The organism is Acinetobacter sp. YH16031 (assembly GCF_013417335.1).
Taxonomy (GTDB): Bacteria; Pseudomonadota; Gammaproteobacteria; order Pseudomonadales; family Moraxellaceae; genus Acinetobacter.
Window position 1 is genome coordinate 58,056 of record NZ_VPED01000010.1, and the last position, 26,369, is coordinate 84,424.

The window sequence follows — 26,369 nt, forward strand, 5'->3', positions numbered from 1 at the left end:
AAAGTAAATTTCATTGAAGTTTTTAAAAAATATAAAAATTTAGGGGATCTTAAAATGAGTAAAAATTGTATTTTCTGTCAAATGGTAAAAGGGGAATTGCCATGTCATTTAATCGATGAAAATGATGATTTTATGGCATTTCTTACTATATTTCCCAATACATTGGGCGCAAGCGTGGTGATTCCAAAACAGCATTATTCCAGCTATGCCTTTGAACTGAGTGACCAGGTGCTGACAAATCTGGTTTTATATACCAAGCAGGTAGCTCTAAAATTGGATCGTTATTTTGATGACGTTGGCCGAACAGCAATGGTGTTTGAGGGATTTGGCGTCGATCATGTGCATGCCAAGCTATTTCCAATGCATCAGACTAAAAATACCCATGAAAACTGGCAGCCAATTAATTCTTCGATCGATAAGTATTTTGATGCTTATGAGGGATATATTTCATTACATGATGCTCGAAGGGCGGATGATCAAACGCTGGCACAATTGGCTGAAAATATTCGCTCAATCGCATAGTCAAAAATAAAAGCCCCTCTTCTAAAAAAAGGGGCACTCCCTCCTTTGAAAAAGGAGGGTTGGAGAGAATAAAATTACTTCAATAACGGCTTTAAGAATTTCCCTGTATGTGAAGCCTTAACTTTCACAACATCTTCCGGAGTACCTTCCGCGATAATCATACCGCCACCCGCACCACCTTCAGGCCCAAGATCTACCACCCAGTCCGCAGTCTTGATCACATCCAGGTTATGTTCAATCACTACAATGGTATTCCCTTTATTGCGTAGCTCATGCAGGATGTCCAGCAGCTTGGCAATATCATGGAAATGCAGACCAGTCGTTGGTTCATCCAGTACATACAGGGTTTTGCCGGTATCCCGTTTGGCCAGCTCACGTGCCAGTTTCACGCGCTGCGCTTCACCACCAGAAAGGGTCGTCGCTGACTGACCCAGACGGATATAACCCAGACCGACCTGATGCAAGGTTTCCAGACGACGATGAATCACTGGAATCGCATCAAAGAAATGCATGGCATCTTCAACGGTCATCTGTAATACATCGGAAATATTCTTACCTTTGTAGTTCACTTCCAGCGTTTCACGATTATAACGTTTGCCATGACAGGCATCACACGGCACATACATATCAGGCAGGAAGTGCATTGCCACCTTGATCATGCCATCACCTTCACAGGCTTCACAACGTCCGCCTTTCACGTTAAACGAGAAACGGCCAGCGGTATAACCACGTGCTTTGGCTTCCTGAGTCTGTGAAAACAGTTCACGAATCGGAGTGAACAAACCAGTATAAGTTGCTGGGTTCGAACGTGGTGTACGGCCAATCGGGCTCTGGTCAATATCAACCACTTTATCCAGAAATTGCAGACCATCAATCGAATCAAACTTCTCGGCAGTCAGCGTGGTTGCACCATTCAGCTGGGTCGCTGCCAGTGGCAACAGAGTCCGGTTAATTAATGTAGATTTACCAGAACCTGAAACGCCAGTGACACAAGTCATAATTCCCAATGGAATGGTCAGATCGACTTTCTTCAAGTTATGCCCGGCAGCACCCATTAGCTTGATCTGTTCTTCCGGTTTTGGTGGCTGAACCCGTTTTTTCGGTACTTCAATTTTTAGTTTGCCAGACAGATATTTACCGGTCAGGGAATCTTTGTTTTCAGCAAGTTCCTGATAGGTACCTTCTGCAATCACATGACCGCCATGCACACCGGCACCCGGACCAATATCAATAATATGGTCTGCGGCACGAATGGCATCTTCATCATGTTCGACCACTAAAACAGTATTACCGAGGTCACGCAGACGAATCAGGGTTTGTAACAGACGATCATTATCACGCTGATGCAGACCAATTGAAGGTTCATCCAGCACATACATCACACCCATGAGGCCAGCACCAATTTGTGAGGCCAGACGGATACGCTGTGCTTCACCACCAGACAAGGTTTCGGCAGAACGGGACAGACTCAAATAGTTCAGACCGACAGATACCAGGAAGTGCAGACGTTCACGGATTTCCTTGAAAATCTTGTCCGCAATTTCACCACGCGCACCTTCCAGATTAATCCCCTGATAATAGCTCTCGGCATCGCCAATCGACATGCGGGTAACGTCGGCAATGGTCTTGTCCAGAATTTTCACATTACGCGAGATTTCATTCAGACGTGAACCATCACAAGCATCACAGGCAGCATTAGAGAGATACTGCGCCAGATCATCACGGACATAATTACTTTCGGTTTCGCGGTAACGGCGTTCCAGATGCGGCAAGATACCTTCAAATGGCATCACCCGGTTATGACGGCGACCACGTTCATCAATATAGCTCAGGTCAATTTTTTCTTTGCCGGTACCGTAAAGGAATTTCTTCTTGGTATTGGCATCCAGTTCATTCCAAGGCGTTTCCAGAGAAAAACCAAAATGCTCGGCTACTTTTTGCAGCATGCCATAATAATATGGACGCTGACGATCCCAGCCACGAATCGCACCCTGGCTGATGCTGACTTCCTGATTGGGAATCAGTTTGTCCGCACTGAAATGGCTACGGGTGCCCAGACCATCACAGACCGGGCAGGCCCCGAAGGGATTGTTAAATGAAAACAGGCGTGGCTCCAGTTCAGCCACAGCGCGGTCACATTCCGGACAGGAGTGTTTGGCAGAAAACACGCGATCATCATTTTCACCTTTCATCCAGGACAGGATCGCAATATCACCACCGAGACGCAATGCAGTTTCAAAACTTTCCGCAATCCGGTTACCGAGATCATCACGTACCTTAAAGCGGTCAACTACCACTTCAATAGTATGTTTTTTCTTTTTGTCCAGCTCGGGTGGCGGATCAATTTCCATGATCTCGCCATCGACACGTGCACGCACAAAGCCCTGGCTTTGCAGTTGTTCAAATAGCGCTGTGTACTCACCCTTACGTTCACGAACGACAGGCGCTAACAATAACAGCGCAGTGCCTTCTTCCAGTTCTTTAACCGCATCGACCATTTCAGTTACGGTCTGTGCCACCATAGGCAGATCGTGTTCCGGACAGTAAGGTGTGCCTACACGTGCATAGAGCAGACGTAAATAGTCATAGATTTCGGTAATGGTACCTACAGTCGAACGCGGGTTATGACTGGTCGACTTCTGTTCGATAGCAATGGCCGGGCTTAAGCCCTCAATCGAATCAACTTCCGGCTTTTCCATTTGCGAAAGGAATTGACGCGCATAGGCAGACAAAGATTCTACATAACGGCGTTGACCTTCCGCATACAACGTATCGAATGCCAATGAGGACTTACCTGAACCAGACAGTCCCGTAATCACCACAAACTTGTCGCGTGGAATATCAAGGTTCACATTTTTCAGGTTATGGGTACGTGCACCTCGAATACGGATGTGACTTTGGCTCATGCAATGATCCTAGAAAATTCATCAAAAACCTTTATATGATACCGAATGAAAAATGTTCAAGTGCAAATAAAAGTATTTTAAACGTCAAGTTGTGTCGGATATTGGTCAAAAGATCAGTACTAAAGCAACTGGGGGAAAACGTAGATTAGATTTGCTCTTTTCCAAACATCTAATAGATAAAATTTCATGATGCATAACGACATCAAAATTAGCTTCACTTTCCATCATTTAGGATTTGGTTTAAAAATAAAAAAGCCCTGCATTGGACAGGGCTTAGTCAATAGAAACTAAAATTAATCATCCAGACCTGGCCATTGGCGCTGTTCATAGGCACTGTCCCAGAACAGCCATTCCAGACGTGCTGCATGGGTATAGGCCTGATGCATTTTTTCCAGAGTATCAGCATCGACCCGCGCTGCCACCCGATCTACAGTAGCAATTACATTGCGTACCGCTGTATGAAAATCTTCCCCGGCATAGGTATCAATCCAGGCCTGATACGGGTTATTCGGCGCTACCTTATCGACAATATCCTTACCCACTTCCGCATAGATCCAGAAACATGGCAAAAGGGCAGCCAGAACCACCGGATAACTTTCTGCCCAAGCCGTTGCCTGTAAATAAGAGGTGTAATGATGGCAGGCCAGAGTCAAAGGTGTGTTTTCGAATTGGGTTTTGCTGATGCCAAAATCCTGCATAAAGCCATCATGCAGGCTACGTTCGACCACAATGGCAGTTTTAGCTGCTTCACTAAACTGGATTACGTCATCTGCTTCAAAAGCTTTGGCTGCACACACCGCCAGCGCACGGCCATAGGCCAGCAGATAATGTGCATCCTGAATTACATAATGACTAAAAGCTTCACGATTTAATGTTCCCTGCGCCAGTTGCTGGTTAAAAGGCAGCGCCAATGTCTTTTGATAAAGTCCGAGATTACGTTGCCATACGTCTTGAGAGAAACTCATACTGAAATCCTTAGCAGTTGAAGTCAAAACCTCCAGCACTATAGCAAAGATAAATCTGTTTAAAAGATCAGCAAATCTGAAAAGCAGAAAATACCTAAAAATGGTTCAGGAAGTGCTTTGGTTTATGCGGCAAAAGTTTCATAATTGGGACAACTTTGAGTTTTAGTATTTCTCTACATTTAAAGAAATGCATTTAATGAAATTTATCTAAGGTCGATATATATGTTGAAACACTTTGGTTTCTCAATCGTATTTTCGATCGTGTGCCTTGGTTTGTCTGCTTATTGGGGATTTACCCATGGTCCGGAAGCGGGCCTGCAAACCATGTTCACAGCACTGACCATCACCGCTATTCTGGCGATTATGGAAGTGTCGTTGTCGTTTGATAACGCGGTTGTCAATGCATCCGTCCTGCGCGGTTGGGATCATTTCTGGAAAATGATTTTCCTGACGGTCGGGATTCTGGTTGCAGTTTTCGGGATGCGCCTGATTTTCCCGGTGGTCATTGTGGCCGTAACTGCGGATATGGGCTTTATGGAAGTGGTGCAGCTCGCCTTAAATGCACCAAAAGAATATTCGGCCAAACTGATGGCACATCATGCCGAGATTTCTGCCTTTGGTGGTGCCTTCCTGATGCTGGTATTTCTGAACTTCTTCCTGGATGAAGAAAAAGACACCCACTGGTTCCGCATGCTGGAACGCCGTCTGGCGCATCTGGCGAATGTTCCGGCGATGTCAGTCTTTATTACCCTGATTGCCTTGTTAATCATGGATTTTCAGGTCGAAGAAGCAAAACGTCTGGATGTTATTCTGGCCGGGATCTGGGGGATCGTGATTTATATCGGGGTACAGGTCCTAAGCCATATGCTGGGCGGGGAACCGGAAGTAGACAAAGAGGGTAATGCCGTTCGTCACGATGCTGAAGGTGTACCGACTGGTGTGGTGAAAGCCGGTTTTGGTGGTTTTCTTTATCTGGAAGTACTCGATGCATCTTTCAGTTTTGACGGTGTAATCGGTGCCTTTGCGATTACGTCTGACGTGGTAATCATCATGTTAGGCTTGGCCATCGGTGCGATGTTTGTGCGTTCGATGACCATTTACCTGGTCGATAAAGGCACGCTGGATGCCTATATCTATTTGGAACATGGCGCGCACTATGCGATTGGTGCTCTGGCATTTATCATGCTGGCAAGCAGTACCGGTGTACATATTCCTGAAGTAGTGACCGGTCTGATCGGTGTGGCTTTCATTATCTGGGCAGTCATTGCTTCGATTCAATATACCAAGCGTCAGTTATTAAAAGCAGGCAAATAGTCCTGTGATCACTGAACAGAAGCGTGGCTCCGGCTACGCTTTTTTATTTTTCAGATAGTCCTCATCTTTATTTCAAATAAAATTCATGCATTCCTTTGAGTGGAATGGCCTATAATCTGCGCATCAAGATTAACTAACTCGATCGCCAGACTTTATGATGAATGCCTTAGAACGTCGCTCGACCTTTGCCCTGAGCAGTATTTTCGCACTGCGCATGCTGGGGTTGTTTATGATCATCCCTGTATTCTCTGTAGCAGGGCAGTCATATGAATATGCTACGCCGGCACTGATTGGTCTGGCGGTGGGTATTTATGGCCTGACACAAGCTATTTTACAGATTCCGTTTAGCCTGATTGCAGACCGCTATAGCCGTAAGCCACTGGTGGTTTTAGGCTTGTTGCTATTCGCTCTAGGTGGCGCGATTGCTGCAATGTCTGACACCATTTATGGCGTGATCATTGGTCGTGCGATTGCGGGTGGTGGAGCAGTTTCAGCAGTGGTAATGGCCTTACTGGCCGATGTGACCCGTGAAGAAAACCGCATGAAAGCCATGGCGGTGATGGGCATGAGTATCGGCCTGTCCTTTGTGGTGGCCTTTACCATGGGGCCATGGGTGACAGGATTGGTCGGCATTTCCGGTCTGTTCTGGGTGACCACAGTGATGGGACTGGCTGCGATTGCGATGCTATTGATGGTTCCTAAAGTTACCCGTCATCATAAAAATTTTCAGCAAGGTTATCTGGAGCAGCTGAAACAGGTCTTGAAAATGGGGGATCTGAACCGTCTGCATATTTCAGTATTTACCCTGCATTTGCTGCTTACAGCGATGTTTATTTATGTGCCATCGCAACTGATTGAAGTTGCTGAACTGCCATTATCGAGCCATGGTTGGGTTTATCTGCCGCTGCTGGTCGTCAGTCTATTCTTTGCTTTTCCGAGCATTGTACTGGCAGAAAAATACCGCAAGATGCGCAGCATTTTCCTGACAGCGATTGGCGGTATTATCCTGGGTCTGCTGATCATGATTTTTGGCTTTGAATCCAAGTATGTGCTGATCGGTGGATTGGGGCTGTTCTTCATTGCCTTTAACGTTATGGAAGCCTTACTGCCCTCCTGGCTATCCAAAGCAGCGCCGATTCAATCCAAAGCCACTGCGATGGGCGTGAATGCCAGTAGTCAGTTTCTGGGCGCGTTTTTTGGCGGGATTATCGGTGGACAATTGTTGTTACTCAACAACACTTCGCTCGGTTGGAGTATTTTATCGGCAATTGCTATAATTTGGCTGCTCATGAGTTTTGGGTTGGCTCAACCACGCTATCTTTCATCGCTCGTGCTTCGTCTGCCAGAGAGTAAACAAACAGATGAATGGACTTCTCAACTTTTGGCGATTCGTGGTATTGAAGAGGTTGTGGTCATGTCTGAACAGCAAGTCGCCTTTGTCAAGGTCGATAAACAGCAGGTTGATGATGTTTCGCGACAACAATTAACGCACTTGTTAGGTAAAGAGGTAGCCATTTAAACATAACTCTTATAAAGTAAAATATAGAAATAAATAGGAAGTGTACGTCTGATGCGTGGTGTTAATAAGGTCATTTTAGTTGGTACTTTAGGTCGAGATCCTGAGACCAAAACTTTCCCAAATGGTGGTTCTCTCACTCAATTCTCTATCGCAACCAGCGATTCATGGACTGATAAAAATACGGGCGAACGTAAAGAGCAAACCGAATGGCACCGTATTGTGCTGCATAACCGTTTAGGTGAAATTGCACAGCAATATCTGCGCAAAGGTTCTAAAGTTTATATCGAAGGTTCATTACGTACCCGTCAATGGACAGATCAAAGCGGTCAAGAACGCTATACAACGGAAATCCGTGGTGAGCAAATGCAAATGCTGGATTCTGGTCGTCCACAAGGCGAGCAAGGCGATAACGGTTTTAACCAGCCACGTTTTAATAATAATAACCAGGGTGGCGGTTATGGCAATAATCCACAAGGTGGTTATGGCTCAGCGCCTCAGCAAGGCGGTTTTAACAATAATCAGGGCGGTGGTTATGGCAACAATAACCAAAATAACCAGGGTGGTTATGCGCCGAAGTCTGCACCTGCTCCAGTAGCAGCACCTGCAGCCGATCTGGATGATGATCTTCCGTTCTAATCCCGACATTAGAAAGGTAAATCATCATCAAAACCCGCCATTTGGCGGGTTTCTTCATCTATAGAACTTTTTATTTTTTCACCGAGACCCACATGGTGATCACCGCCCGAAACACAACTTCTTCTGTAGTATCTTTAATTTCTACATTGACCAGATAATCGCTGCCTTCCTTCCATATAAAGTTAGGCTCGGCGGGTGTCGCAATCGCAACTAGGTCAGTAGTAGCTTTTTTGACATATTCGACCTGCATACCCTTGGGAATCCAGCGATGAGTTTTCGGAACGGTTGCATCGGTCATGGTGCCGCCTGCCAGTTCAGCCATATTGCACATGGCAATCGCGTGTACAGTGCCTAAATGATTCAGCACGGCACGATGTTTCTTGATGCTCACTGCACAATAACCAGGCTTTAAATCTTCAAATAGTGGAGAAATACTGCCGAAATAGGGGGCTTTTAGACAAAGTAATTTAGAAAAAAGATATTTACCGGCTGGCTTATTTTCTAGGCTTTTCCAGATTTTTAGGGCTTGGCTCATCTATAACTTCCTGTATATTATTTTTAATCAGAATAATATTCTCATACAGAATATTATTCTGTATTGGCGCATCTGACAAAAACCAGACATCAGGCTGCCAGCCTGCTTTTAAAAATAGAGAGGATTTAAATATTAAAGATGCAAAACATGGAATTGCTGGAAAAGATTTTTAAAGGAAGACGAGCTTTATTAAAACGTCAGATTCTGGAATGCTCATTGACAGAATTTCTGCGTACAGGCATTGCTGCGACTACGATTGAAATGATTCGTGATCAGGCCGATACCAGCATAGGAGCGATCTACCATCATTTTAAAAATAAGGAGGGGATCATTGCGGCACTGTATATTGCAGCGCTCACAGATCAGTCGGAGCAGCGTTTGCAGGCTTTGTCACAAGTTCAGGGTATTGAACAAGGCATACAGGCGGTGATTCAGAGTTATATCGATTGGGTCGTAGCGTATCCTGATTTTGCCCGCTTTCTTTATGCCGCGCATCATACAGTTCAAAATAGTGACTTCAAAGAGGAATTGCAGCAGTCGAATCAGCAGCGCAATCAAGACTTAAAACAATGGCTGGCTCAGCAGGCAGATATCAGTCAATTACAAGCTGTTCCCTTAGAATTGCTTATATCACTAATCATTGGATCCACTGAAAGTTATTGCCGGAGCTGGTTATCTGGTCGAGTCCAAACCTTTCCTAAACACTATACAGCAGCCTTGGCAAAATCGGCTTGGCAATCTATACAGCATTTTCAAGAAAGTGAATCCGCCAAAATCGATTAAACAAATCAGAAAGATAAAAATAAAAGGAATTATAAATCTAAAAAACCGATAGTTTTTATGAAAAGTTACGGTTTTACCTATTAGTGGTTTTTGCGTATTCTTAACTACATCAAATGAACACACACTTTCACGAATAGATAGGAATAGACTTATGAGTTTAATCAATACTGAAGTTAAGCCATTCAACGCAACTGCTTACCATAATGGCCAATTTATTGAAGTATCTGAGCAGGACATGAAAGGCAAATGGTCTGTAGTATTCTTCTATCCTGCTGACTTCACATTTGTTTGTCCAACAGAATTAGGCGATCTTGCTGATCAGTATGCTGAATTCCAGAAACTGGGCGTAGAAATCTACTCAGTATCTACCGACACACACTTCACGCACAAAGCTTGGCATGACACGTCTGACGTGATTGGTAAAATCCAGTATCCAATGATTGGCGATCCAACCTGGACTTTGGCGAAAAACTTTGAAGTGCTGATTGAAGCTGATGGTTTGGCGGATCGTGGTACTTTCGTGATCGATCCAGACGGTAAAATCCAGATCGTTGAAATCAACGCGGGTGGTATCGGTCGTGACGCGCAAGAACTGCTTCGTAAAGTAAAAGCGGCTCAATATGTACACGCTCACCCAGGTGAAGTATGTCCGGCAAAATGGAAAGAAGGTGAAGCGACTCTTGCTCCTTCAATCGACCTGGTCGGTAAAATCTAATTCGATAACACGTTATCGAAGTTGAAAAAACTCAGCCCTCAGCGCTGGGTTTTTTATTGTCTACCGGAACTGAAATAATAAACTTAAATGGTATAACCTCTGTGACCTTCTGCCGCAGCACGCAAGCCTTCAACCAGATGTTCAATCAGTTTTTCCATGACCAGACGCTGGCCTTTGCGTGAGACATAGACCAGTTGGACAGTACCCATATTGGAACACCATTCTGGCAGGACGTGAATAAGGCGACCTACTTTCAGATCTTCTTCCACGGTTAAATAAGGCAGATCGGCAATGCCCAAGCCATCCAGTGCAGAATAATACACACCAGCCAGATCATTACTTTTGATCCGTGGTTCCAGTGGAATATCCATTTGTTCCTTGTTAGTCGTGTGATGTAGATGCCACTGATAATGCTGTTTTTGAGTGCCGAGAACGATAGTAGGAAAATTATTAATTTCAGTTGGATATTGTAGCTGTTGACCCTTGAGTAGTTCCGGGCTGGCGACCAGACAATGCGTTGTTTTAATCACATCCCGAACCACGATGCTGGAATCTTCATTGGCCTCGAAGTTGGTGCGGATGGCAAGATCAATATCATCATGCAGTACATCGACACGGCGGCTGGTGATTTCCATTTCGACTTGTACCTGCGGATAGGTTTTCAGGAATTCATTCAGTAACTGGCGAATCTGGAAACGCATCATCACTGAAGGGCAGCTGAGCTTGACCAAACCTTGCGGTTCGCTTTTCTGCTTGAGCAGGACACTATGGGCACATTCCACCTGCTGAATCAGCTTTTCACATTCCTGATAAAACTCCTGACCGAGTGGTGTCACTTTAAAATGCCGGGTCGAACGTTGGATCAGGGTGACATTAAAACGTGCTTCCAGTTCCAGAATACGACGACTGAGTTTGGACTTGGTGATGCCAGACGCGTCACTGGCTGCACTAAAACCACCATGCTTTACCACTAGGTAGAAATAATAATAGTCATCAAAAGAATGCACGTTTCACCTCAATCGCCCTGTGCTTATGCCATATCCATCATAGGGGAAATCTTTCTTGATCTATATATTTTCTAGCCAAATCTCATTTGATTTTTATAATAAAAAGCGACCCATGGGCCGCTGTTTTAAGTTGTAGCAGATTATTTCTGTGTTGTGTTCTGGTTATAGCTATTGATCAGGTTACGGTAATCTGGGATATGGTTGCTGAATAAAGTACCCAGACCTTCAATATCATTACGCCAGTCACGGTGCAGTTCACAAGCCATGCCAAACCAGGTCATCAGCTGCGCACCCGCCTGAGACATACGATTCCATGCCGAGTCACGGGTCAGATGGTTAAAGGTACCGGAAGCATCAGTCACCACGAATACGTCAAATTCTTCTTCCAGTGCAGACAGAGCAGGAAAGGCCACACAGACTTCAGTCACGACACCAGCAATAATCAGCTGTTTCTTACCTGTAGCTTTTACTGCTTTGACAAAGTCTTCATTATCCCAGGCATTGATCTGGCCAGGACGGGCAATGTACGGTGCATCCGGGAACATGTCTTTCAATTCAGGTACTAGGGGACCATTTGGACCCTGTTCAAAACTGGTCGTCAGAATCGTTGGCAGATTGAAATATTTTGCCGCTGCAGCCAGTGCCAGCACATTGTTCTTGAATTTGTCCGGGTCAATATCACGTACCAGCGATAGCAGGCCAGTTTGATGATCGACCAGCAATACAGCTGCATTGTCCTTGTCTAAACGCACATAGGGTTTTGCCATTTTTATTTTCCTCTAATGAAATCAGGTGAGCAGATCAGCCACTGATGGCGACATGCGGTGATTGCATGTTAGAGATAAAAATAGGACAAATTAAGTCTAAGTTCCGGGACAGTTAATCTCAAAAATAGAATAATGGGAAAATTAAAATAAAATTCAGTATTTATTGGTGACAATTTTCATGATTTAAACCTACTATTGTCTTATATTTGGGATACTGCATTTCAGTATCCTAGTATCGAGTACTGCCTGTAAAGCATACAATGGCTGCATGTTCATCCTATTGTATATAGGAGTAAAAGATGAAAAAAGTCATTGGTGTCTACCGTAATCAAAACATGCACTGGGTCGGTGACGGCTTCCCGGTGAAAAACCTGTTTTCTTATGATCGTCTGGGGCAGGCCATTAGTCCATTTCTACTGCTGGACTATGCAGCGCCGTATCATTTTGCATCGACTACTGAGCAGCATGGTGTAGGTTCGCATCCGCATCGTGGTTTTGAAACTGTAACCTTGGCTTATCAGGGTGCAGTGACCCACCAGGACTCCAGTGGCGGTGGCGGTACGATACAGACCGGTGATGTACAGTGGATGACCGCAGGCGCAGGTGTAGTGCATGAAGAATTTCATTCTCCAGATTTTGCTCAAAAGGGTGGCCTGTTTGAAATGGTTCAACTCTGGGTCAATTTGCCAGCTAAAGACAAAATGACCGCGCCACGTTATCAGGCCATTACTGCAGCTGAGATTCCACGGATTGAAATGGATGAGGGCGCAGGACATATTCGGGTGATTGCCGGAGAGTTCGGAGGCCATCATGGGCCAGCACATACCTTTAGTCCGGTAAATGTCTGGGACGGCGAGCTAAAAGCGGAGTATGAAACTACGTTGCATGTGCCTACCGGACATAATGCTTTGCTGGTTGTACTGGCGGGTGAGCAGATGGTAAATGGCAGTCAAAAAGTCCTGGATAGCTCTATTGTCATGTTTGCGCGCGATGATGATCCTGAAATTCAGCTACAGGCCTATCAGGACACTAAATTTCTGCTCTTGACCGGTGAGCCGCTGAATGAACCTATTCAAGGCTATGGCCCATTTGTGATGAATACCAAGGAAGAAATTATTCAGGCATTTCAAGATTTTAATCAGGGTAAATTTGGTGAAATCGCGGTACAGGCCGAATAATACAGTCAGTCTTAAAACAAAGAAGCCTCTGCACAAGCAGAGGCTTTTTTTCTAATGCGCTGGAATTTCTTGTCGTTTTTACGAGTTTCTGGGATAAATTCATTTTGTTTATCTCTATGAATTTATCTCTTTCTTGTGCTGCATATTATAGAGTGTTTTGCGGTCTTTGTAAACCGATGATTAAAAAATCGGTTAATTAAATCATTTGTTTTTTAAAGATTTATTTTTAAATATTTAAATATAATGGCGGTTTAAGTCACTCTATATAAAGACGTTTTTTGCTATTCAAAAAATGTAATTTATTTGTAAAGTTGCGTTAACCTAGACTTACGAAAAAAAAGTATTCTGGAAGATTTTAATAACCTATTTGCTGAAAGCATGGTTCATAATTTCTTTTAGTTTTTCAATGACGGATGATCAGATTGGATATCGCAGTAATTGGTAGTGGCATGGCTGGACTGGCTACTGCCAGAATTCTTCAGGACGCAGGACATCGCATTACTATTTTTGAAGCGCTTCAAGGTCGCGGCATGGACAGTCATAGTCTCGAATTTGAAGGAGGCCTCATTGACGCACCTTTACGTGTGATGAATCCTTATCTGTGGAAAAATACCTTAAGTCTGGCGACTCATCTGGGCATTAAAACTTACCCGGTACGTACTTATATGGCCTGTAGCTGGCTGTTTGAAGACCGGGTAGAAACCTGGCTAACCACGTCACGTAGCCGGATCGGTAATATTCCGATTATCAATAACCGCAAAGGCATCCAGCAATATGGCTGGCGTCTGGTTAAAGGTTTGCTGCAACTCAAAACAGCCTTGGCAAAATTCTTTAAATCCAAAAATCAGGACATCAGCCTGGCAGAATTTATCAATCGCAATGAGATTGAAGAAGTGTTCTGGCATGGTGCGGTGATGCCGGTGCTGTATACCATCTGTACCTGTAACCCGAAAACTATTGGTGAATGGCCAGCCAAACCGCTATTGATTTTCCTGCGTCAGCTAACGGATGGTGATGCCTTGTTACGTATGCAGGGCGGTACTCCGGCTTTGGTAGACAAACTGATTGAAGGCATTCACATTGAAAGTGGTGCACCAATTGTCTCAGTGAAAGAGCAGGGCGACAAAGTACTGGTAGAAAATGCAGCGGGTCTGTCGAAAACCTTTGATCGCGTCGTGGTGGCGACACCAACCAATCATATTGATGAATTCCTGGATCATGAGCAGTTTGGCCGCGATATCGAGCTGTTAAAGAAATTCAAATTTGAACAGGGCGAATTGGTCATTCACCGTGATAGCAGCGTGATGCCACCGAAGCGTAAGGACTGGGCTGTACTCAGCTATATGATGGATCGCAAGTTTACCCGTCAGCAATTTACGGTTTGGCTGAATGCGGTTGAACCGAGTCTGGTGGGTAAATCTCCGGTATTCCAGACCTGGCGTCCTGTGACTGAGATTGATCCGAAAAAAGTGATTTCATCAGTGACCTTGACCCGTGCGGTAGTGGATGCCAATACCATCGCTCTCAATAAGGAATTACAGCATCGTCATCTGGAAATGAACCGTAAAGTGTTCTACTGCGGCTCATGGTCATCGGACGGTTTACCAATCTTGGAATCTGCAGTGACTTCTGCCATGAAAATTGCTGCAATTATGGGGGCACCGTTGCCATTTGAAGGACTTAAACCTAAGATCGAGGTAGCACCCCAACTCGGTTATTGATTGATGCAATGGTTTCAGGCACTTCGTCAGCGTCTTCCTCAACATAAATATGCAATTGATGCGTCGTTGCTGGGAGACCAGTCGCAGTTGCCCTGGAGCAATCTGGGTTATTGGCAGACAGGGCAGCAGGATTATGTAGCTGCCTGTCGAACTTTGGCCGATCGCTTGGCAGAAACGGTCGGTTTAAATTCAAAAGATAAATTGCTGGATCTGGGCTGTGGCCAGGGTGCCAGCCTGCTGCACTGGCAGCAACGCTATCAGGTGCAATATCTGGCCGGTGTTGAACTTCAGCCAGCTTGCGTGGCGAATATTCAGCAGCATTTACCTGATCTCAATGCCATCTATCCGGCTTCTTTCCTGCGTTTAAAAGACATACATTTTTCCCAGCGCTTTGATGTGGTGCTATGTCTGGATGCTGCCTATCATAGTTCCGTTCCCGAACTTATCGACCAGATATGCAGTGTTTTGAACACCAATGCACGGATTGGCTTTCATCATCTGATCTTGTCTGAAAAATGGAACAGCTTGAATGCGCTGCAAAAGCGTAAATATCAGTTTCTGCTGAAATCCGCCGATGTCAATTTAAAAAACCTGATGTTGAAAAATGAGCTTTATCATTGTTTGGAAAATTTTGAATTTAAGAATATTCAGATTGAAGATCTGTCCGAAGCGGTATTTTCAGGTTTTGCTGATTATGTAAATCAGAATTTAAATTCAAAGAAATTGAAACAAAAAGGCAAAAGACTGGATCAGTTTAAAATCCAGATGACGGCAAAGCTTTGTCAGAAGTTATATCAGGATGGGATTGTAAGATATGTGCAGGTGACGGCACAGGCGATCTGAGTATTCAAGGCAAAAAACAGCTATATAAAAATGCCAAACCCAGAAACATCAAAGCCTCACTAAAAAGCGAGGCTAAGAAAATGGTGCCGGCACACGGATTCGAACTGTGGACCTACTGATTACAAGTCAGTTGCTCTACCAACTGAGCTATGCCGGCGTTGTGGAGTGCATTTTACAGATTTTTCTTAAGGGCGCAAGCCAAAAAATAACCGTTCAATCTTATAACCATTTTTTTATTACTGATCATTGAAGCATCTTCACTCAGGCATCTACATTTAAATCATGAAATTGCCCATATCAGTGATATGGGCAAGGATAAGGGGTTGATATTTAAAATCTATTATGAGTGAGTTAAAAGGGAATTATCTGCTTTTGAGTATCCGATCCAGGTCTTGTGCGCATTCCTCTAAAGTAAAGGCCATATCAAACTGCATTTGAGGTTTGAGTTCTTGAGCGAGACTTCTCCACTGTTCAATTAATTTTAGGGCTTTTTGAATCTTATGTTTGTTGACGTCTTTGGCAATGGTCGGGGTATAACCACCGCGTTTGGCATTTTTTATCTGTTTCATGTAGTTTGCGCTGTTATTCATGTCCACTCTCCGAATAGCAGTGTTTCCACTTTTTTCTAACCCAAATAAGGAAGACTCAAGCAATAACGTTTTCTATCTTTAGGTTTTTATTCTCCTTTTATCCTGTTTTGATTCCACCATAACATAGCGATGATGACAATTAAATTAAGCTATTTTTATGCCAGTTTTTGTTTCCCTCATATAAATAAACTAAAAGAAGAACATAAAGTTAAGAAATTAATAAAAATGGATATATCATGGTTTTATCCAGAGAATTTATTTCAATATATCTCAACCTATATCCTTACATCTTTAAATCTATCAAAAGAAAAGGCAAGCAATATTCATCTCAAAAATAACCAGTAAAATGAATTATCCTTTTTCAATTCATCTGTCCAAGATGCTCACTTTTAAGGTTTTAGACTATAAAAAAAGCCCAATATAAAATTGGGCTAGGGCTTAAGGCTCGACTTCTAGCGGATCACCATCTTCAGGACGAAGATGACGTGTGCCATCATCCGCAGGATCTACACTTGATCCATCTTTGGTGATCGGATTGTACATTTCATCCTCTTTTTTATCGTCAGTGAACTCCTCATCTTCGAAATCCAGAGGCTCATTATCATCATCAAAATTTAGGGGCTTTTCATCATCTTTCATAGCGATCCATCATTTTTTACCAAGATAAGATCATGCTCGAATATTGCTAAGTGTTATTCAACAGCCATCCGGCATCATTTATGTAACTTGTATTGTTATTCTTTTATTTTTAACGCATCACCTCATAATTTAGGCAACAAAAAAGGCTTAAACCCTTAAGATTTAAGCCTTTTGAGACATCATATGGCGACATGATAATGATATTTGGCGGTGAGAGAGGGATTCGAACCCTCGATACGCTATAAACGTATACACACTTTCCAGGCGTGCTCCTTCAGCCACTCGGACACCTCACCATGGCCGTGGATGATATAGAAAAAAAGCCAGTCTGCCAAGCTTGAAACAATTGATTTGCGGAAAAACTTTGAACGCAGTGCTATGATTCGCAAAAATGCTTGTTAAAAACGAAGACGATATATGCAAAGCACTGCACAGAAAGCAGCTCTCCCGGTAATTACGCTGGCTGCGCTTGGGGTTGTTTTTGGAGATATTGGAACCAGTCCATTGTATGCACTACGCCAATGTTTCTTGACGTCGCACCTTGCCATTAGTGAAGCTTCGGTGTTGGGCATTTTGTCCTTGATCTTCTGGTGCATCATGCTGACGGTGAGCTTCAAATACGTCACCATTATCATGCGTGCCGATAACAACGGTGAGGGCGGGATCATGTCCTTGCTGGCTCTCAACTTGCGAACCACACGTATTTCTGATGACAAGAAAATTTACCTGATTGCGCTCGGCTTTATTGGGGCATCGCTGTTTTTTGGTGACGGAATTATTACCCCGGCGATTTCCGTATTATCTGCGATTGAAGGGTTGAGTATTGCCACACCTGTGTTTAATCAATGGTTAGAGCCTTTATCGATCGGGATTATTGCGGGACTCTTTCTGGTACAACGTCATGGTACCGGAACCATGGGCAAATTTTTTGGTCCACTGACTTTACTCTGGTTTCTGTCAATTGGTGGTTTTGGTTTGTGGAGCATTATCCAGACTCCGACAGTACTGGCCATGGTGAATCCATACTGGGCCTATCATTTTGTGGTCGATCAGCCTTTTGTAGCCTTTTTGACCATGGGCGCCGTGATTCTGACCATGACCGGAGGTGAAGCCATTTATGCCGATATGGGGCATTTTGGTCGTCTGCCGATTCGTCTGGCCTGGTTTATTATTGTATTGCCATGTCTGTTACTGAATTATGCCGGACAGGGGGCACTGTTGCTGCGCCGTCCTGAAGCACTGGAAAATCCTTTCTATATGCTGCTTCCGGAATGGGGCTTATATCCAATGATTGGTCTGGCGACAGCAGCTGCTGTGATCGCCTCACAGGCCGTCATTACCGGAGTATTCTCTATGGTGAATCAGGCCATTCAACTGCGTTATTTGCCACGCCTGAGCGTAAAGCACACATCAGCCGAAGAGCGTGGCCAGATTTATCTGCCATTCATTAACTGGATGCTATTTATTTCCGTGGTGATTCTGATTTTACTCTTTGAAAATAGCGCCCGCTTAGCAAGTGCTTATGGGGTCGCAGTCACTATGACCATGCTCTGTGGCACCATTTTAATCAGCATACTGGCTTATGGTTTCTGGCGCTGGCCAATCTGGAAAGTGGTGTTATTTGCCACGCCATTCCTGATACTGGATCTGGTTTTTGTAGCCTCAACGTCTTTAAAAATTGCCTCAGGTGGCTGGGTGCCGATCCTGCTCGGGGCGGCATTATTTACGATTCTGATGACCTGGAAAGATGGTCGTGCACTGGTCCTGAACCGTCTGGAAAAAGATGCACTACCAATTGACCTGTTTATTAAGAGTATCTCAATTGGGGGAGGCACCAAGTTTGTGCCGGGTGAAGCGATTTTCCTGACCGGAACCCCGACCATTGTGCCGCATGCGATGTTGCACAATATCAAGCACAACAAGGTGCTACATGAGCGCAATATTCTAGTGACGGTTATTACCCGAGATATTCCTTTTGTAGGCGATGAAGAACGGATTAAACTGGAAAAACTCAGTGAGCATTTTTATCGAGTGACAATGTATTACGGGTTTAAGGATCAGCCCAATATTCCGGAAGCATTGCAGCATGCGTATGCAGAATGGGGCTTTGAATATGACCTGATGCAGATTAGTTTCTTTATCTCCCGGGAACGGATTATGCATACGGTGGGAGAGGGAATGGCACCTTGGCGGGAAAAACTGTTTGTTTCCATGCAGCGTAATACCAGTCCGGTCAGCGACTTCTACCAGATTCCGACCAACCGGGTGGTTGAACTGGGTAGCCAGATCGAGATGTAAAAATAAAAAAACCAGAGCTAGGCTCTGGTTTTTTTAGGGGAGAGAATTTAGAAAGCTTTATAACAAATTATTGTTCTGTTGCTTCTGTCTCAACCGGCATTTCAGGGGCTGCGTTTAAAGGTGCATCTACCGCAGGATCAGCTTCAGCTTCTACTGCAATTTCAGTTTGCTCAGTCATCGCAGCCGCTTCAGGTGCAGCAGCTTGCTGTTCTTCAAGAGCTGGTTGCTCTACAGCTTCACCCATAGTCATTTCCTGTTCTGTAGCAGGGGCTGCTGGTTCAGACTCAAGATTGGCTGGAGCTGGATTGGTATCCGGCATTTCTAGTTGTGCAACAGGTGCATCAGGCATGCCTGGTGTTGGCATTGATTGTTGTGGCTGCTGGCCTGGCTGAGCAGGTGCAGACATTGGCTGGTTTACCAGACGGATCTGTCCAGAGTTCACCAGGCTTTCCAGTGAGGCTTGCTGACCATTTACAGTGGTACTAATTTTAGCTTTAGATAAGCTTTCAAGTGTTTCACCCGCTTGTACAGGAGGCTCAGCGAATGCGCCGGCACTGATCACACTTGTAAATATTCCGAGACCTAATAACTTAGATAGTTTGGAATTCATAAATTAACTCCATTGCTAATAATTGTACGTAATTTGAGTAGTCAAATAGCTTTGCACACTCAAGACGAGGTCACAATCAAAGCTACTTAAAGGTTAAAAAACCGCGCTGAAAGCTCACTAAAAAAACGACAATTTGTTACAAGATTTAAGAATATAGGGGTGGATTGTGTAATTATTAGGCAAATAAAGAGGGTAAGATATACTTCATATACATGGCTTGTTAAGCTCGCAAAACCCCCGATTTTGATCTTAAAAGCACGTGTAGCATGGCAAAGAAGCAGCGTAAGTCGAAGAATTCAGTTTTTCAGTTTTTTAATGAAAATAGCGTGAAAGTGATCCTGGCAATGGTTGCTTCCGGGAGTTTTGCGATTGCGTTTGGCCAAGAAAAAATCAGTCAGTGGATTTCTCTGCCGTCTACATCGAATTCGAGCTGTCTGGAACAGTTTTACCGGGACATCCCGCCTTACTTAATGAAAGACAGCCTGAAAAAAGACAGTTATTCACTGTGTTTTAATGGCTTTAATGTGGGGTATTCCGGTGTATCCAAAACGCCACTGTGGGTGGCGGAGGCATTAACCCCGAAGCGTCTGAGCCAGAAAATTCCACGTGAAGACAACTTCCATGAAGAAACACGACTAAATGCTGCTCATCGTGCGACTTTGGCTGACTACCGGGGTTCAGGCTATGACCGAGGCCATATGGCGCCAAATGCGGATATGCCAAATAAAGCTGCACAGTCTGACAGTTTCTCGCTGGCCAATATGGTCCCGCAGGCACCAAAGAACAATCAGCAGGTCTGGCGCGAGCTGGAAGAAGCGACCCGAGCAATTGTGACCAAGCAGAAGCAGGACGTGTATGTAGTGACCGGGCCAGTCTTTGCTGCCAAAAAGCTGAAAACTATTGGCAAGGGTGTAATTGTACCAACTGCCGTGTATAAAGCGATCTACATGCCGAAAACTGGTGCCATTGGTGCCTACTATGCACCTAATGATAATTCGCTCAAGGTTCGCATTGTCAGTGTCTGCTATCTGGAAGAGCAGCTTGGCATTAACCTGTTTCCTCAGTTAACTGAAGAACAGAAACGCAATACCTATCATCTGCCGTTGACTGCAAATGCTGTGAAGGCCAACCAGAAAATTGCCTATTCGAATTGGGATGCAGAAAGCCAGTGTGCTGAAGATGTGCCGAAAGAAGATCTAGAAAAACTGCAGCGTGAGTTCAAACCGTCGGCTTCAAGTTCGGCCAGTACAAGCAATACCAGCTCATCAGTTAATAAGAACGGGATCGATCATGATACTCAGGATACGATTGTTAAACAGCTGATTGAGGCCTTGTTGCAATACATCCTGCAGCTGCTGAAATAGTGAAAAGGAGCTTGCTGTAAAAAGCAGGCTTCAGGTAGCATGCTGAAGACAGGTGAGTAAAAATAATAAAACAGAGTAGAAATTAATGTTTAAAGCATTTGAAAATGGAACCGAATCGCATGCGATTCATGATCTGACAGTTGAGAATGATCTGGACTGTGTCAGTCTGTATGGCAATCTGCAAATTACCAAAGACCAGGCTGGTCTCAAGGCAGCCAAAGTCTTGCAGGCACTGTTAAATGATATTGTGCAGCAGCTCGAGGAAACACCGGATTTGCCAGAAAAAATTGAACGCAATGATGCAGATGAAATTGAAAATCCATTTTTATAGAAATTTCTTAAAATCACTATTCCGGCTAGAAAAAAGCTTCTTTAATGAGGAGCTTTTTTATTTTATTCAAACTTTTAAATTTGATATGGGGTATTAATCTCTGCGATAGCGGGATAGTCCAGAAATTTTTCCTGCACCTGGGTTTTTATATATTCTGAGCGCCATTGCTGTGGGGTCTGAGCCGTCCACTGCTTGAAGGCACGCTGAAATGCGCTCTGCTCAGAATAGCCGAGCAACATACTGATTTCCTGCAGACTCAGATGAGGATCTTTCAGATATTGCATGGCCATCATGCAGCGGATTTCCTGCATACGCTGTTGATAGGTCTGACCCTGTTTTTGCAGGTAGCGTTGTAGCTGACGTACAGAAAAATTCATCTGTTTGGCGATATGCTCAATCTGGAACATGTTTTTCTGTAGACCGACCAGAATCGCCTGTTGCAAGCGCTGATCAATCTGGGTGGAGTTCGGAAGTTTTTCCAGCACCGCTTCTGCCTGTTGCATCAGTAATTTCTGTAAGGTCTGATCACCTTTCTTTAAAGGCGTAGACATTTCACTCACAGGAATCAATACCTGATTTTTGGCCTGTCCAAAACGGACCTTGCAGCGGAAATACTGTTCATAGACCGCAATATTTTTATTGACCGGATGCTGAAAATGGACTTCATGCAGATGCAGTTGATGCTGGTCAAGAATGCTTGAGCGAATAAATTCAGTCATGAGCGCGATAGCAATCTCATCTGTGAGTTGCGTACTCACTTTAAACGGAATCTCGCTCCAGGAAATGGACAGGTAATCTCGATCCAGACTGACCTGTAAAGGACTGCCATCATAGATCAGGCGATGATAGTCATGATAACGCATAAAGGCTTCGCCCAGCGTTTCACTGGATAATGCCAGATAGCCAATAATACCCAGATGTTTGGCCTGCACCAGTTGCGCGATTTCCAGGCCGAGTGCCGGCCGTTGCAACTCTTGGTCCAGCTCGCTGAGCAGATCGCGCCAGAGAATATAATCAAAACGCTCCAGATTCTGGATCGCAAACAATTTCTTGGGGATGTCCAGTTGTTTGAGCTGGTAATAGTCCAAAAGCAAATGTCCTAAACCACCATATACCGAACCGACATAATCTTGAGGAACGTGCATTTTTTAATTCTTTTGTTCTGTCGTTTTTTGTCAATGATATTGAAATTATCGGTCAATATCTAGCCCTTTGTTTGACCTATAGTGTAAACAAACAGGGAGGAAAAGATCATGTGGAAAGGCTTTCTAGCAGGACTGGTCGTAGCCAATGGCTTTGAATGGTTTGCGCATAAATATGTGCTGCATGGTACGCATCGGGCAGGGCAGACACTTTATAGCCCAGTGCCGGGCAGCATGCGTTCACATTGGGAACATCATCGTGAAGTTCGCAAGACCAGATTTTCTGATTATGCCTATGTGGAAGGTTTGAAAAACTGGCGAATCCGCAATGAAATCGGTTCACTGGCCGTCGCAGCAAGCGTATTCGGGCTGGCTTTTTATCCCTTGTCCAAGGGCATGTTTCTGGCCACGCTATATAGTGCAGGCAATTATTTTTATATGCATCGGCGGGCACATCTGGAGCCAGAATGGGCCAGAAAAAAAATTCCCTGGCATTATGATCACCATATGAATAGTAACCAAGACGCCAACTGGTGTGTAACCAAGCCCTGGTTTGATTATTTAATGGGAACCCGGGTGATTTCCTCAGCAGATTTACAGGAAAAAAATCCCCTTGGTATTGTCTTGCCGGAACAGATCTCTATGCGCTTAACCCACTTAACCCAGCGTTATTTCCCGGCTAAATGGGCTAAAGATCGTGATTAAATAACTTAAAATTCGAGTAATCTGCCACATAAAATGTTAACCATTTCTCACTTTGGTTAACCCTGTCGTGATTTGTCAATAAATTCTGCATATATTGTCAATATTGTGCTCAGGATTTCACCTATATTTGCGTCTGTTGATGATTGAAAGTCTTATCAACCTGCATACAGATTGAGTTATATTGTAAATGTCAAAGATACCAAGTGCTGTAGTTCTTCTTGGTTTTTATAGGGAGTCGCAAGACTCCTTTTTTTTGTCCAGAATTTAAATGATTTCTAAGAATAATCCATAAAAAAAGAGCGTGATATTCACGCTCTTTTTCATTTGAAGGCTGTCGTTTAAAGACGCATTTCAATACCTTGAGCAGCTAGATAAGCCTTGGCCTCAGGAATGGTATGCTGGCCAAAGTGGAAAATAGAGGCGGCAAGTACTGCATCGGCACCACCATGGATAATCCCGTCAGCCAGATGCTGCAAGTTGCCTACGCCACCAGAGGCAATCGTCGGTACAGTGACGCGGTCATTGATGGCACGCATGAGCGGAATGTCATAACCTGCTTTAGTGCCATCGGCATCCATAGAAGTAATTAACAGTTCGCCTGCGCCATAGCTGGCCATTTTCTCTGCCCATTCCAGGGCATCAATGCCGGTCGGTTTGCGTCCGCCGTGGGTAAAGATTTCCCATTTATTCTCGCCAGTTTTTTTGGCATCAATCGCCACCACGATACATTGCGCGCCAAAACGCTGTGAGGCTTCCTGTACAAACTCAGGATTGAAGACTGCTGCCGAGTTAATACTGACTTTATCCGCACCTGCATTTAACAGTAGACGAATATCTTCCACTTTACGCACGCCACCGCCTACGGTAAGCGGTACGAATACAGATTCAGCCATACGCTCAACGGTACGGTAAGTGGTGTCGCGTCCATGATGTGTAGCGGTAATATCAAGGAAAGTAATTTCATCGGCACCTTGTTCATTATAACGTCGTGCCACTTCTACCGGGTCACCCGCATCACGAATATCAAGGAACTGAACACCCTTGACTACGCGACCGTTGTCGACGTCCAGACAAGGAATAATACGTTTAGCTAGCATAAATTTTTCCAATTATTACAGCCGATTATGAAACTCACCCACGCAAGCGCTACACCTTGGTAGATGGAAACGGTATTCTAGCAAAAATATGTAAGTTTTTTCGCAGGTTTTCTATGTCGGTTTATACCACTTTGACTTTAAAGGAAGTTCAGGATTTCGCAGCACCTTATGGACTTGAGGTGATTGATCTGATTCCCATTCAAGGAGGTATCCAGAATACGAACTATTTTCTGGTCTGCGAAAACCAGCAATATGTGCTGACCGTTTTTGAAGATATGGATGAACAGGCTGCTGGAGAACTAGTGCCGGTCTTGCAGCATCTGGGTCAGGCAGGTCTGGCCGTACCGGTGCCTTTATCCCATTCAGGCAAAGCCATTCATACGCTAAAAAATAAGCCGGCACAAATTGCACCACGCATGATGGGCGAGCATCCGATACCATCTACCGTTGCGCAGGCGGAAGCGATTGCCATTGCTCAGGCCAAAATGCATGTCGCACTGAAAGATTTTAAACTTGAGCGCGCCTTTGTCCGTGACCATGCCTACTGGTATAACGTAGCACAGGAAATTAAACCGAGTCTGAACGCAGCAGATAAAGTCTTACTGGGTAAACTTCTGGGCCTGTATGAAGCTTTAACCGCAGTATATCCGGATCGTCCACGTGGCTTTATCCATTCGGATCTGTTCCGTGACAATACCCTGTTTGAGGGTGACCAACTGAAAGGTATTCTGGACTTTTACGAGCTGAATAAAGATGAATTCCTGTTTGATATTGCAATTACTTTAAATGACTTCTGTACCAATTATCCGGAAGTTACTTTAAATGAAGAAAAGGCCAATGCCTTTTTAAAAGCCTATGAAACTGTTCGTCCTTTAACGGAAGATGAAAAATCATGTCTGGAGCTTTACCTGGCGATGGCTGCGGGCCGTTTCTGGATGATGCGTTTACAAGTGGCACAGAAAAATGCGGCTGAAGGTCGTACCGGTGAAGATATTCTGCAAAAAAATCCGGAAGAGATGCGTAACATGCTGATTGAACGTTTAAAATTCGTGACAGCTTAAATTTAGAATAAACAGGAACAGGCAAAATGCGCGATCAGGGACGTTTGGTAGAATGGTTTGATGACAAAGGCTATGGCTTTATTCAGCCCAATGATCCGGCCAAAGATCGCGTGTTTTTGCATATCAAAGATTTTGCCCGTCCCGGTCCACGGCCAATTGTTGGTTGTGCGCTAGATTATCTGGTGATTCTGGATGAGCAGGGACGTTATCGTGCCCAGCAGGTTATATACCTTAAAGCATCGCAAACCAAAACGGCAAAAACAAAAACTAAAACATCAGGCCGAAGCCAGCAAGAAAAACTACAGCCGATGCAGGTTGCTTCTGTGGCCTATATTCTGGTATTAGCGGGACTAAGTTTAGCCGGCTTGTTGAGTGGAATGATCCTGTTGCTGGTGAGCCTGATGAATATTCTCAGTTACTGGCTATATGCCCAGGATAAGGAAGCGGCACAATTGGGCAATCGCCGTATTCCAGAAAATACCCTGCATCTGGTGGCATTTCTAGGAGGGTGGCCGGCAGCTTGGCTGGCACAGCAAAAATTACGGCATAAAACACAAAAACAACCCTTCCGGCAAATTTATTTTTGTACTATAGCTTTTAATATCATTTTGATTATATGGCTGATTTCTCCCTTTAACAGCCTGAATATCTAGAAACAACCATAGGAGCGTAGATGAACTATTCAATTGATAAAGACTCAAATCGTACGCTAACCCTGATTCTTTATATCTTATATATCGTAGCCATTTTTAGTGGTGGCTTGCTGGCAGTGATTGCACTGATTATTAACTATGTGAAGCGTTCGGATGTACGAGGCTCGATTTTTGAAAGTCACTTTACCTGGCAAATCCGCAGTTTCTGGTGGTATCTGTTCTGGAATATTGTAGCCTTTGTGCCGTTCCTATTCCTGTTCTTTACCCATGAAGATCCGGACCTGTTTGCAGGCGTCGCTTTTGGTGCATCTACTTTCTGTCTGGTTGTGGTCTTTGTTTCCTGGATCTGGATTGTCTATCGCGCGATTCGCGGCATTATGCGTCTGAATGACAATCGACCGATGTATACCAAATAAGATTAGCTATATTTCTCTAGATAAAAAACTCCCCCTTTTCTAAGAGGGGGAG

General features: G+C 44.3%; 26 protein-coding genes and 2 tRNA genes. 16 read left to right on the forward strand and 12 right to left on the reverse strand.

The genetic code is table 11. The features are described from left to right. Positions 1-54 precede the first annotated feature (54 nt). Positions 55-522, forward strand: a complete 468-nt coding sequence (locus FTV31_RS06695) for an HIT family protein (RefSeq protein WP_180013815.1) — start codon at positions 55-57, stop codon at positions 520-522. Positions 523-596: 74 nt separating this feature from the next. On the opposite strand, the gene uvrA is transcribed toward FTV31_RS06695, so the two are convergent. After that, positions 597-3,428 carry an excinuclease ABC subunit UvrA gene (gene uvrA, locus FTV31_RS06700; protein ID WP_180013817.1) on the reverse strand — a complete coding sequence of 944 codons (2,832 nt, stop codon included), beginning with the start codon at positions 3,426-3,428 and terminating at the stop codon, positions 597-599. 293 nt (positions 3,429-3,721) lie between these two features. Next, on the reverse strand, positions 3,722-4,393 hold the full coding sequence (tenA, locus tag FTV31_RS06705) for a thiaminase II (protein WP_180013819.1): 672 nt from the start codon (positions 4,391-4,393) through the stop codon (positions 3,722-3,724). Between the two features lie 222 nt (positions 4,394-4,615). On the opposite strand from tenA, the gene FTV31_RS06710 reads away from it, so the two are divergent. The 3 genes from FTV31_RS06710 (at position 4,616) to ssb (ending at position 7,862) form a co-directional block, all read left to right on the forward strand. Next, positions 4,616-5,707 (forward strand): DUF475 domain-containing protein, encoded by a 1,092-nt coding sequence (locus FTV31_RS06710; RefSeq protein ID WP_180013821.1) that lies wholly within the window; start codon positions 4,616-4,618, stop codon positions 5,705-5,707. A 154-nt stretch (positions 5,708-5,861) separates the two neighbouring features. Then, positions 5,862-7,226 (forward strand): MFS transporter, encoded by a 1,365-nt coding sequence (locus FTV31_RS06715; RefSeq protein ID WP_034170221.1) that lies wholly within the window; start codon positions 5,862-5,864, stop codon positions 7,224-7,226. 51 nt (positions 7,227-7,277) lie between these two features. Then, positions 7,278-7,862, forward strand: coding sequence for a single-stranded DNA-binding protein (ssb, locus tag FTV31_RS06720; protein ID WP_004781559.1), 585 nt, complete (start codon positions 7,278-7,280; stop codon positions 7,860-7,862). 70 nt (positions 7,863-7,932) lie between these two features. On the opposite strand, the gene FTV31_RS06725 is transcribed toward ssb, so the two are convergent. Further along, positions 7,933-8,397 carry a hotdog fold domain-containing protein gene (locus FTV31_RS06725; protein ID WP_180013823.1) on the reverse strand — a complete coding sequence of 155 codons (465 nt, stop codon included), beginning with the start codon at positions 8,395-8,397 and terminating at the stop codon, positions 7,933-7,935. 138 nt (positions 8,398-8,535) lie between these two features. On the opposite strand from FTV31_RS06725, the gene FTV31_RS06730 reads away from it, so the two are divergent. Together FTV31_RS06730 and ahpC are read left to right on the forward strand one after the other, a co-directional pair. Then, complete coding sequence (locus FTV31_RS06730; protein ID WP_180013825.1) at positions 8,536-9,180, forward strand: TetR/AcrR family transcriptional regulator; 645 nt, start codon at positions 8,536-8,538, stop codon at positions 9,178-9,180. A 151-nt stretch (positions 9,181-9,331) separates the two neighbouring features. Next, positions 9,332-9,895 (forward strand): alkyl hydroperoxide reductase subunit C, encoded by a 564-nt coding sequence (gene ahpC / locus FTV31_RS06735; RefSeq protein ID WP_005232609.1) that lies wholly within the window; start codon positions 9,332-9,334, stop codon positions 9,893-9,895. An 83-nt stretch (positions 9,896-9,978) separates the two neighbouring features. On the opposite strand, the gene FTV31_RS06740 is transcribed toward ahpC, so the two are convergent. Next, positions 9,979-10,902 (reverse strand): LysR substrate-binding domain-containing protein, encoded by a 924-nt coding sequence (locus FTV31_RS06740; RefSeq protein ID WP_180013827.1) that lies wholly within the window; start codon positions 10,900-10,902, stop codon positions 9,979-9,981. Positions 10,903-11,042: 140 nt separating this feature from the next. Further along, a complete protein-coding gene (gene ycaC, locus FTV31_RS06745) occupies positions 11,043-11,669 on the reverse strand; it encodes an isochorismate family cysteine hydrolase YcaC (RefSeq protein ID WP_180002495.1) in 627 nt (208 codons plus the stop codon). Positions 11,670-11,968: 299 nt separating this feature from the next. Here ycaC and FTV31_RS06750 point away from each other — a divergent pair, with 299 nt between their 5' ends. The 3 genes from FTV31_RS06750 to FTV31_RS06760 all read left to right on the forward strand — a co-directional run bounded on the left by FTV31_RS06750 (position 11,969) and on the right by FTV31_RS06760 (position 15,411). Then, positions 11,969-12,847, forward strand: a complete 879-nt coding sequence (locus FTV31_RS06750; RefSeq protein WP_180013829.1) for a pirin family protein — start codon at positions 11,969-11,971, stop codon at positions 12,845-12,847. Positions 12,848-13,260: 413 nt separating this feature from the next. Beyond that, positions 13,261-14,568: an FAD-dependent oxidoreductase gene (locus tag FTV31_RS06755; protein WP_125279600.1), complete on the forward strand. Its 1,308-nt coding sequence runs from the start codon at positions 13,261-13,263 to the stop codon at positions 14,566-14,568. 3 nt (positions 14,569-14,571) lie between these two features. Next, the gene (locus FTV31_RS06760) at positions 14,572-15,411 is read left to right on the forward strand and encodes a cyclopropane-fatty-acyl-phospholipid synthase family protein (RefSeq protein ID WP_180013831.1); all 840 of its coding nucleotides are present in this window, start codon (positions 14,572-14,574) and stop codon (positions 15,409-15,411) included. Between the two features lie 81 nt (positions 15,412-15,492). On the opposite strand, the gene FTV31_RS06765 is transcribed toward FTV31_RS06760, so the two are convergent. The 4 genes from FTV31_RS06765 to FTV31_RS06780 form a co-directional block, all read right to left on the reverse strand. Continuing rightward, a tRNA-Thr gene (locus FTV31_RS06765) sits at positions 15,493-15,568 on the reverse strand. Between the two features lie 205 nt (positions 15,569-15,773). Continuing rightward, a complete protein-coding gene (locus FTV31_RS06770) occupies positions 15,774-16,001 on the reverse strand; it encodes a hypothetical protein (protein ID WP_004781576.1) in 228 nt (75 codons plus the stop codon). A 438-nt stretch (positions 16,002-16,439) separates the two neighbouring features. Beyond that, positions 16,440-16,640, reverse strand: a complete 201-nt coding sequence (locus FTV31_RS06775; RefSeq protein WP_004781578.1) for a hypothetical protein — start codon at positions 16,638-16,640, stop codon at positions 16,440-16,442. A gap of 205 nt (positions 16,641-16,845) precedes the next feature. Beyond that, positions 16,846-16,936, reverse strand: a tRNA-Ser gene (locus FTV31_RS06780). A gap of 121 nt (positions 16,937-17,057) precedes the next feature. On the opposite strand from FTV31_RS06780, the gene FTV31_RS06785 reads away from it, so the two are divergent. Next, the gene (locus FTV31_RS06785; protein WP_180013833.1) at positions 17,058-18,938 is read left to right on the forward strand and encodes a potassium transporter Kup; all 1,881 of its coding nucleotides are present in this window, start codon (positions 17,058-17,060) and stop codon (positions 18,936-18,938) included. Positions 18,939-19,005: 67 nt separating this feature from the next. Here FTV31_RS06785 and FTV31_RS06790 read toward each other — a convergent pair whose 3' ends face one another. Beyond that, complete coding sequence (locus FTV31_RS06790; protein ID WP_180013835.1) at positions 19,006-19,548, reverse strand: hypothetical protein; 543 nt, start codon at positions 19,546-19,548, stop codon at positions 19,006-19,008. 266 nt (positions 19,549-19,814) lie between these two features. Here FTV31_RS06790 and FTV31_RS06795 point away from each other — a divergent pair, with 266 nt between their 5' ends. Together FTV31_RS06795 and FTV31_RS06800 are read left to right on the forward strand one after the other, a co-directional pair. Continuing rightward, positions 19,815-20,912: a DNA/RNA non-specific endonuclease gene (locus FTV31_RS06795; RefSeq protein ID WP_034170211.1), complete on the forward strand. Its 1,098-nt coding sequence runs from the start codon at positions 19,815-19,817 to the stop codon at positions 20,910-20,912. Positions 20,913-20,997: 85 nt separating this feature from the next. Then, a complete protein-coding gene (locus FTV31_RS06800; protein ID WP_004781584.1) occupies positions 20,998-21,243 on the forward strand; it encodes a hypothetical protein in 246 nt (81 codons plus the stop codon). Positions 21,244-21,317: 74 nt separating this feature from the next. Here FTV31_RS06800 and FTV31_RS06805 read toward each other — a convergent pair whose 3' ends face one another. Next, on the reverse strand, positions 21,318-22,388 hold the full coding sequence (locus FTV31_RS06805; RefSeq protein ID WP_180013837.1) for an AraC family transcriptional regulator: 1,071 nt from the start codon (positions 22,386-22,388) through the stop codon (positions 21,318-21,320). Positions 22,389-22,496: 108 nt separating this feature from the next. On the opposite strand from FTV31_RS06805, the gene FTV31_RS06810 reads away from it, so the two are divergent. Next, a complete protein-coding gene (locus tag FTV31_RS06810) occupies positions 22,497-23,090 on the forward strand; it encodes a hypothetical protein (protein WP_180013840.1) in 594 nt (197 codons plus the stop codon). A gap of 338 nt (positions 23,091-23,428) precedes the next feature. Here the strand turns inward: FTV31_RS06810 and hisF are convergent, their stop codons facing one another. Then, positions 23,429-24,187 carry an imidazole glycerol phosphate synthase subunit HisF gene (gene hisF, locus FTV31_RS06815; RefSeq protein ID WP_004781588.1) on the reverse strand — a complete coding sequence of 253 codons (759 nt, stop codon included), beginning with the start codon at positions 24,185-24,187 and terminating at the stop codon, positions 23,429-23,431. Positions 24,188-24,300: 113 nt separating this feature from the next. Between hisF and FTV31_RS06820 the strand changes: the two genes are divergently transcribed. From FTV31_RS06820 to FTV31_RS06830, 3 genes are read left to right on the forward strand one after another with little or no spacing between them, the layout of a single operon-like run. Next, entirely contained in the window at positions 24,301-25,248 is a 948-nt protein-coding gene (locus FTV31_RS06820) for a homoserine kinase (protein WP_180013842.1), read from the forward strand. 26 nt (positions 25,249-25,274) lie between these two features. Beyond that, entirely contained in the window at positions 25,275-25,901 is a 627-nt protein-coding gene (locus FTV31_RS06825) for a DUF1294 domain-containing protein (RefSeq protein ID WP_180013844.1), read from the forward strand. Positions 25,902-25,921: 20 nt separating this feature from the next. Next, complete coding sequence (locus tag FTV31_RS06830) at positions 25,922-26,317, forward strand: hypothetical protein (RefSeq protein ID WP_004781593.1); 396 nt, start codon at positions 25,922-25,924, stop codon at positions 26,315-26,317. The last annotated feature ends 52 nt before the right edge of the window (positions 26,318-26,369 follow it).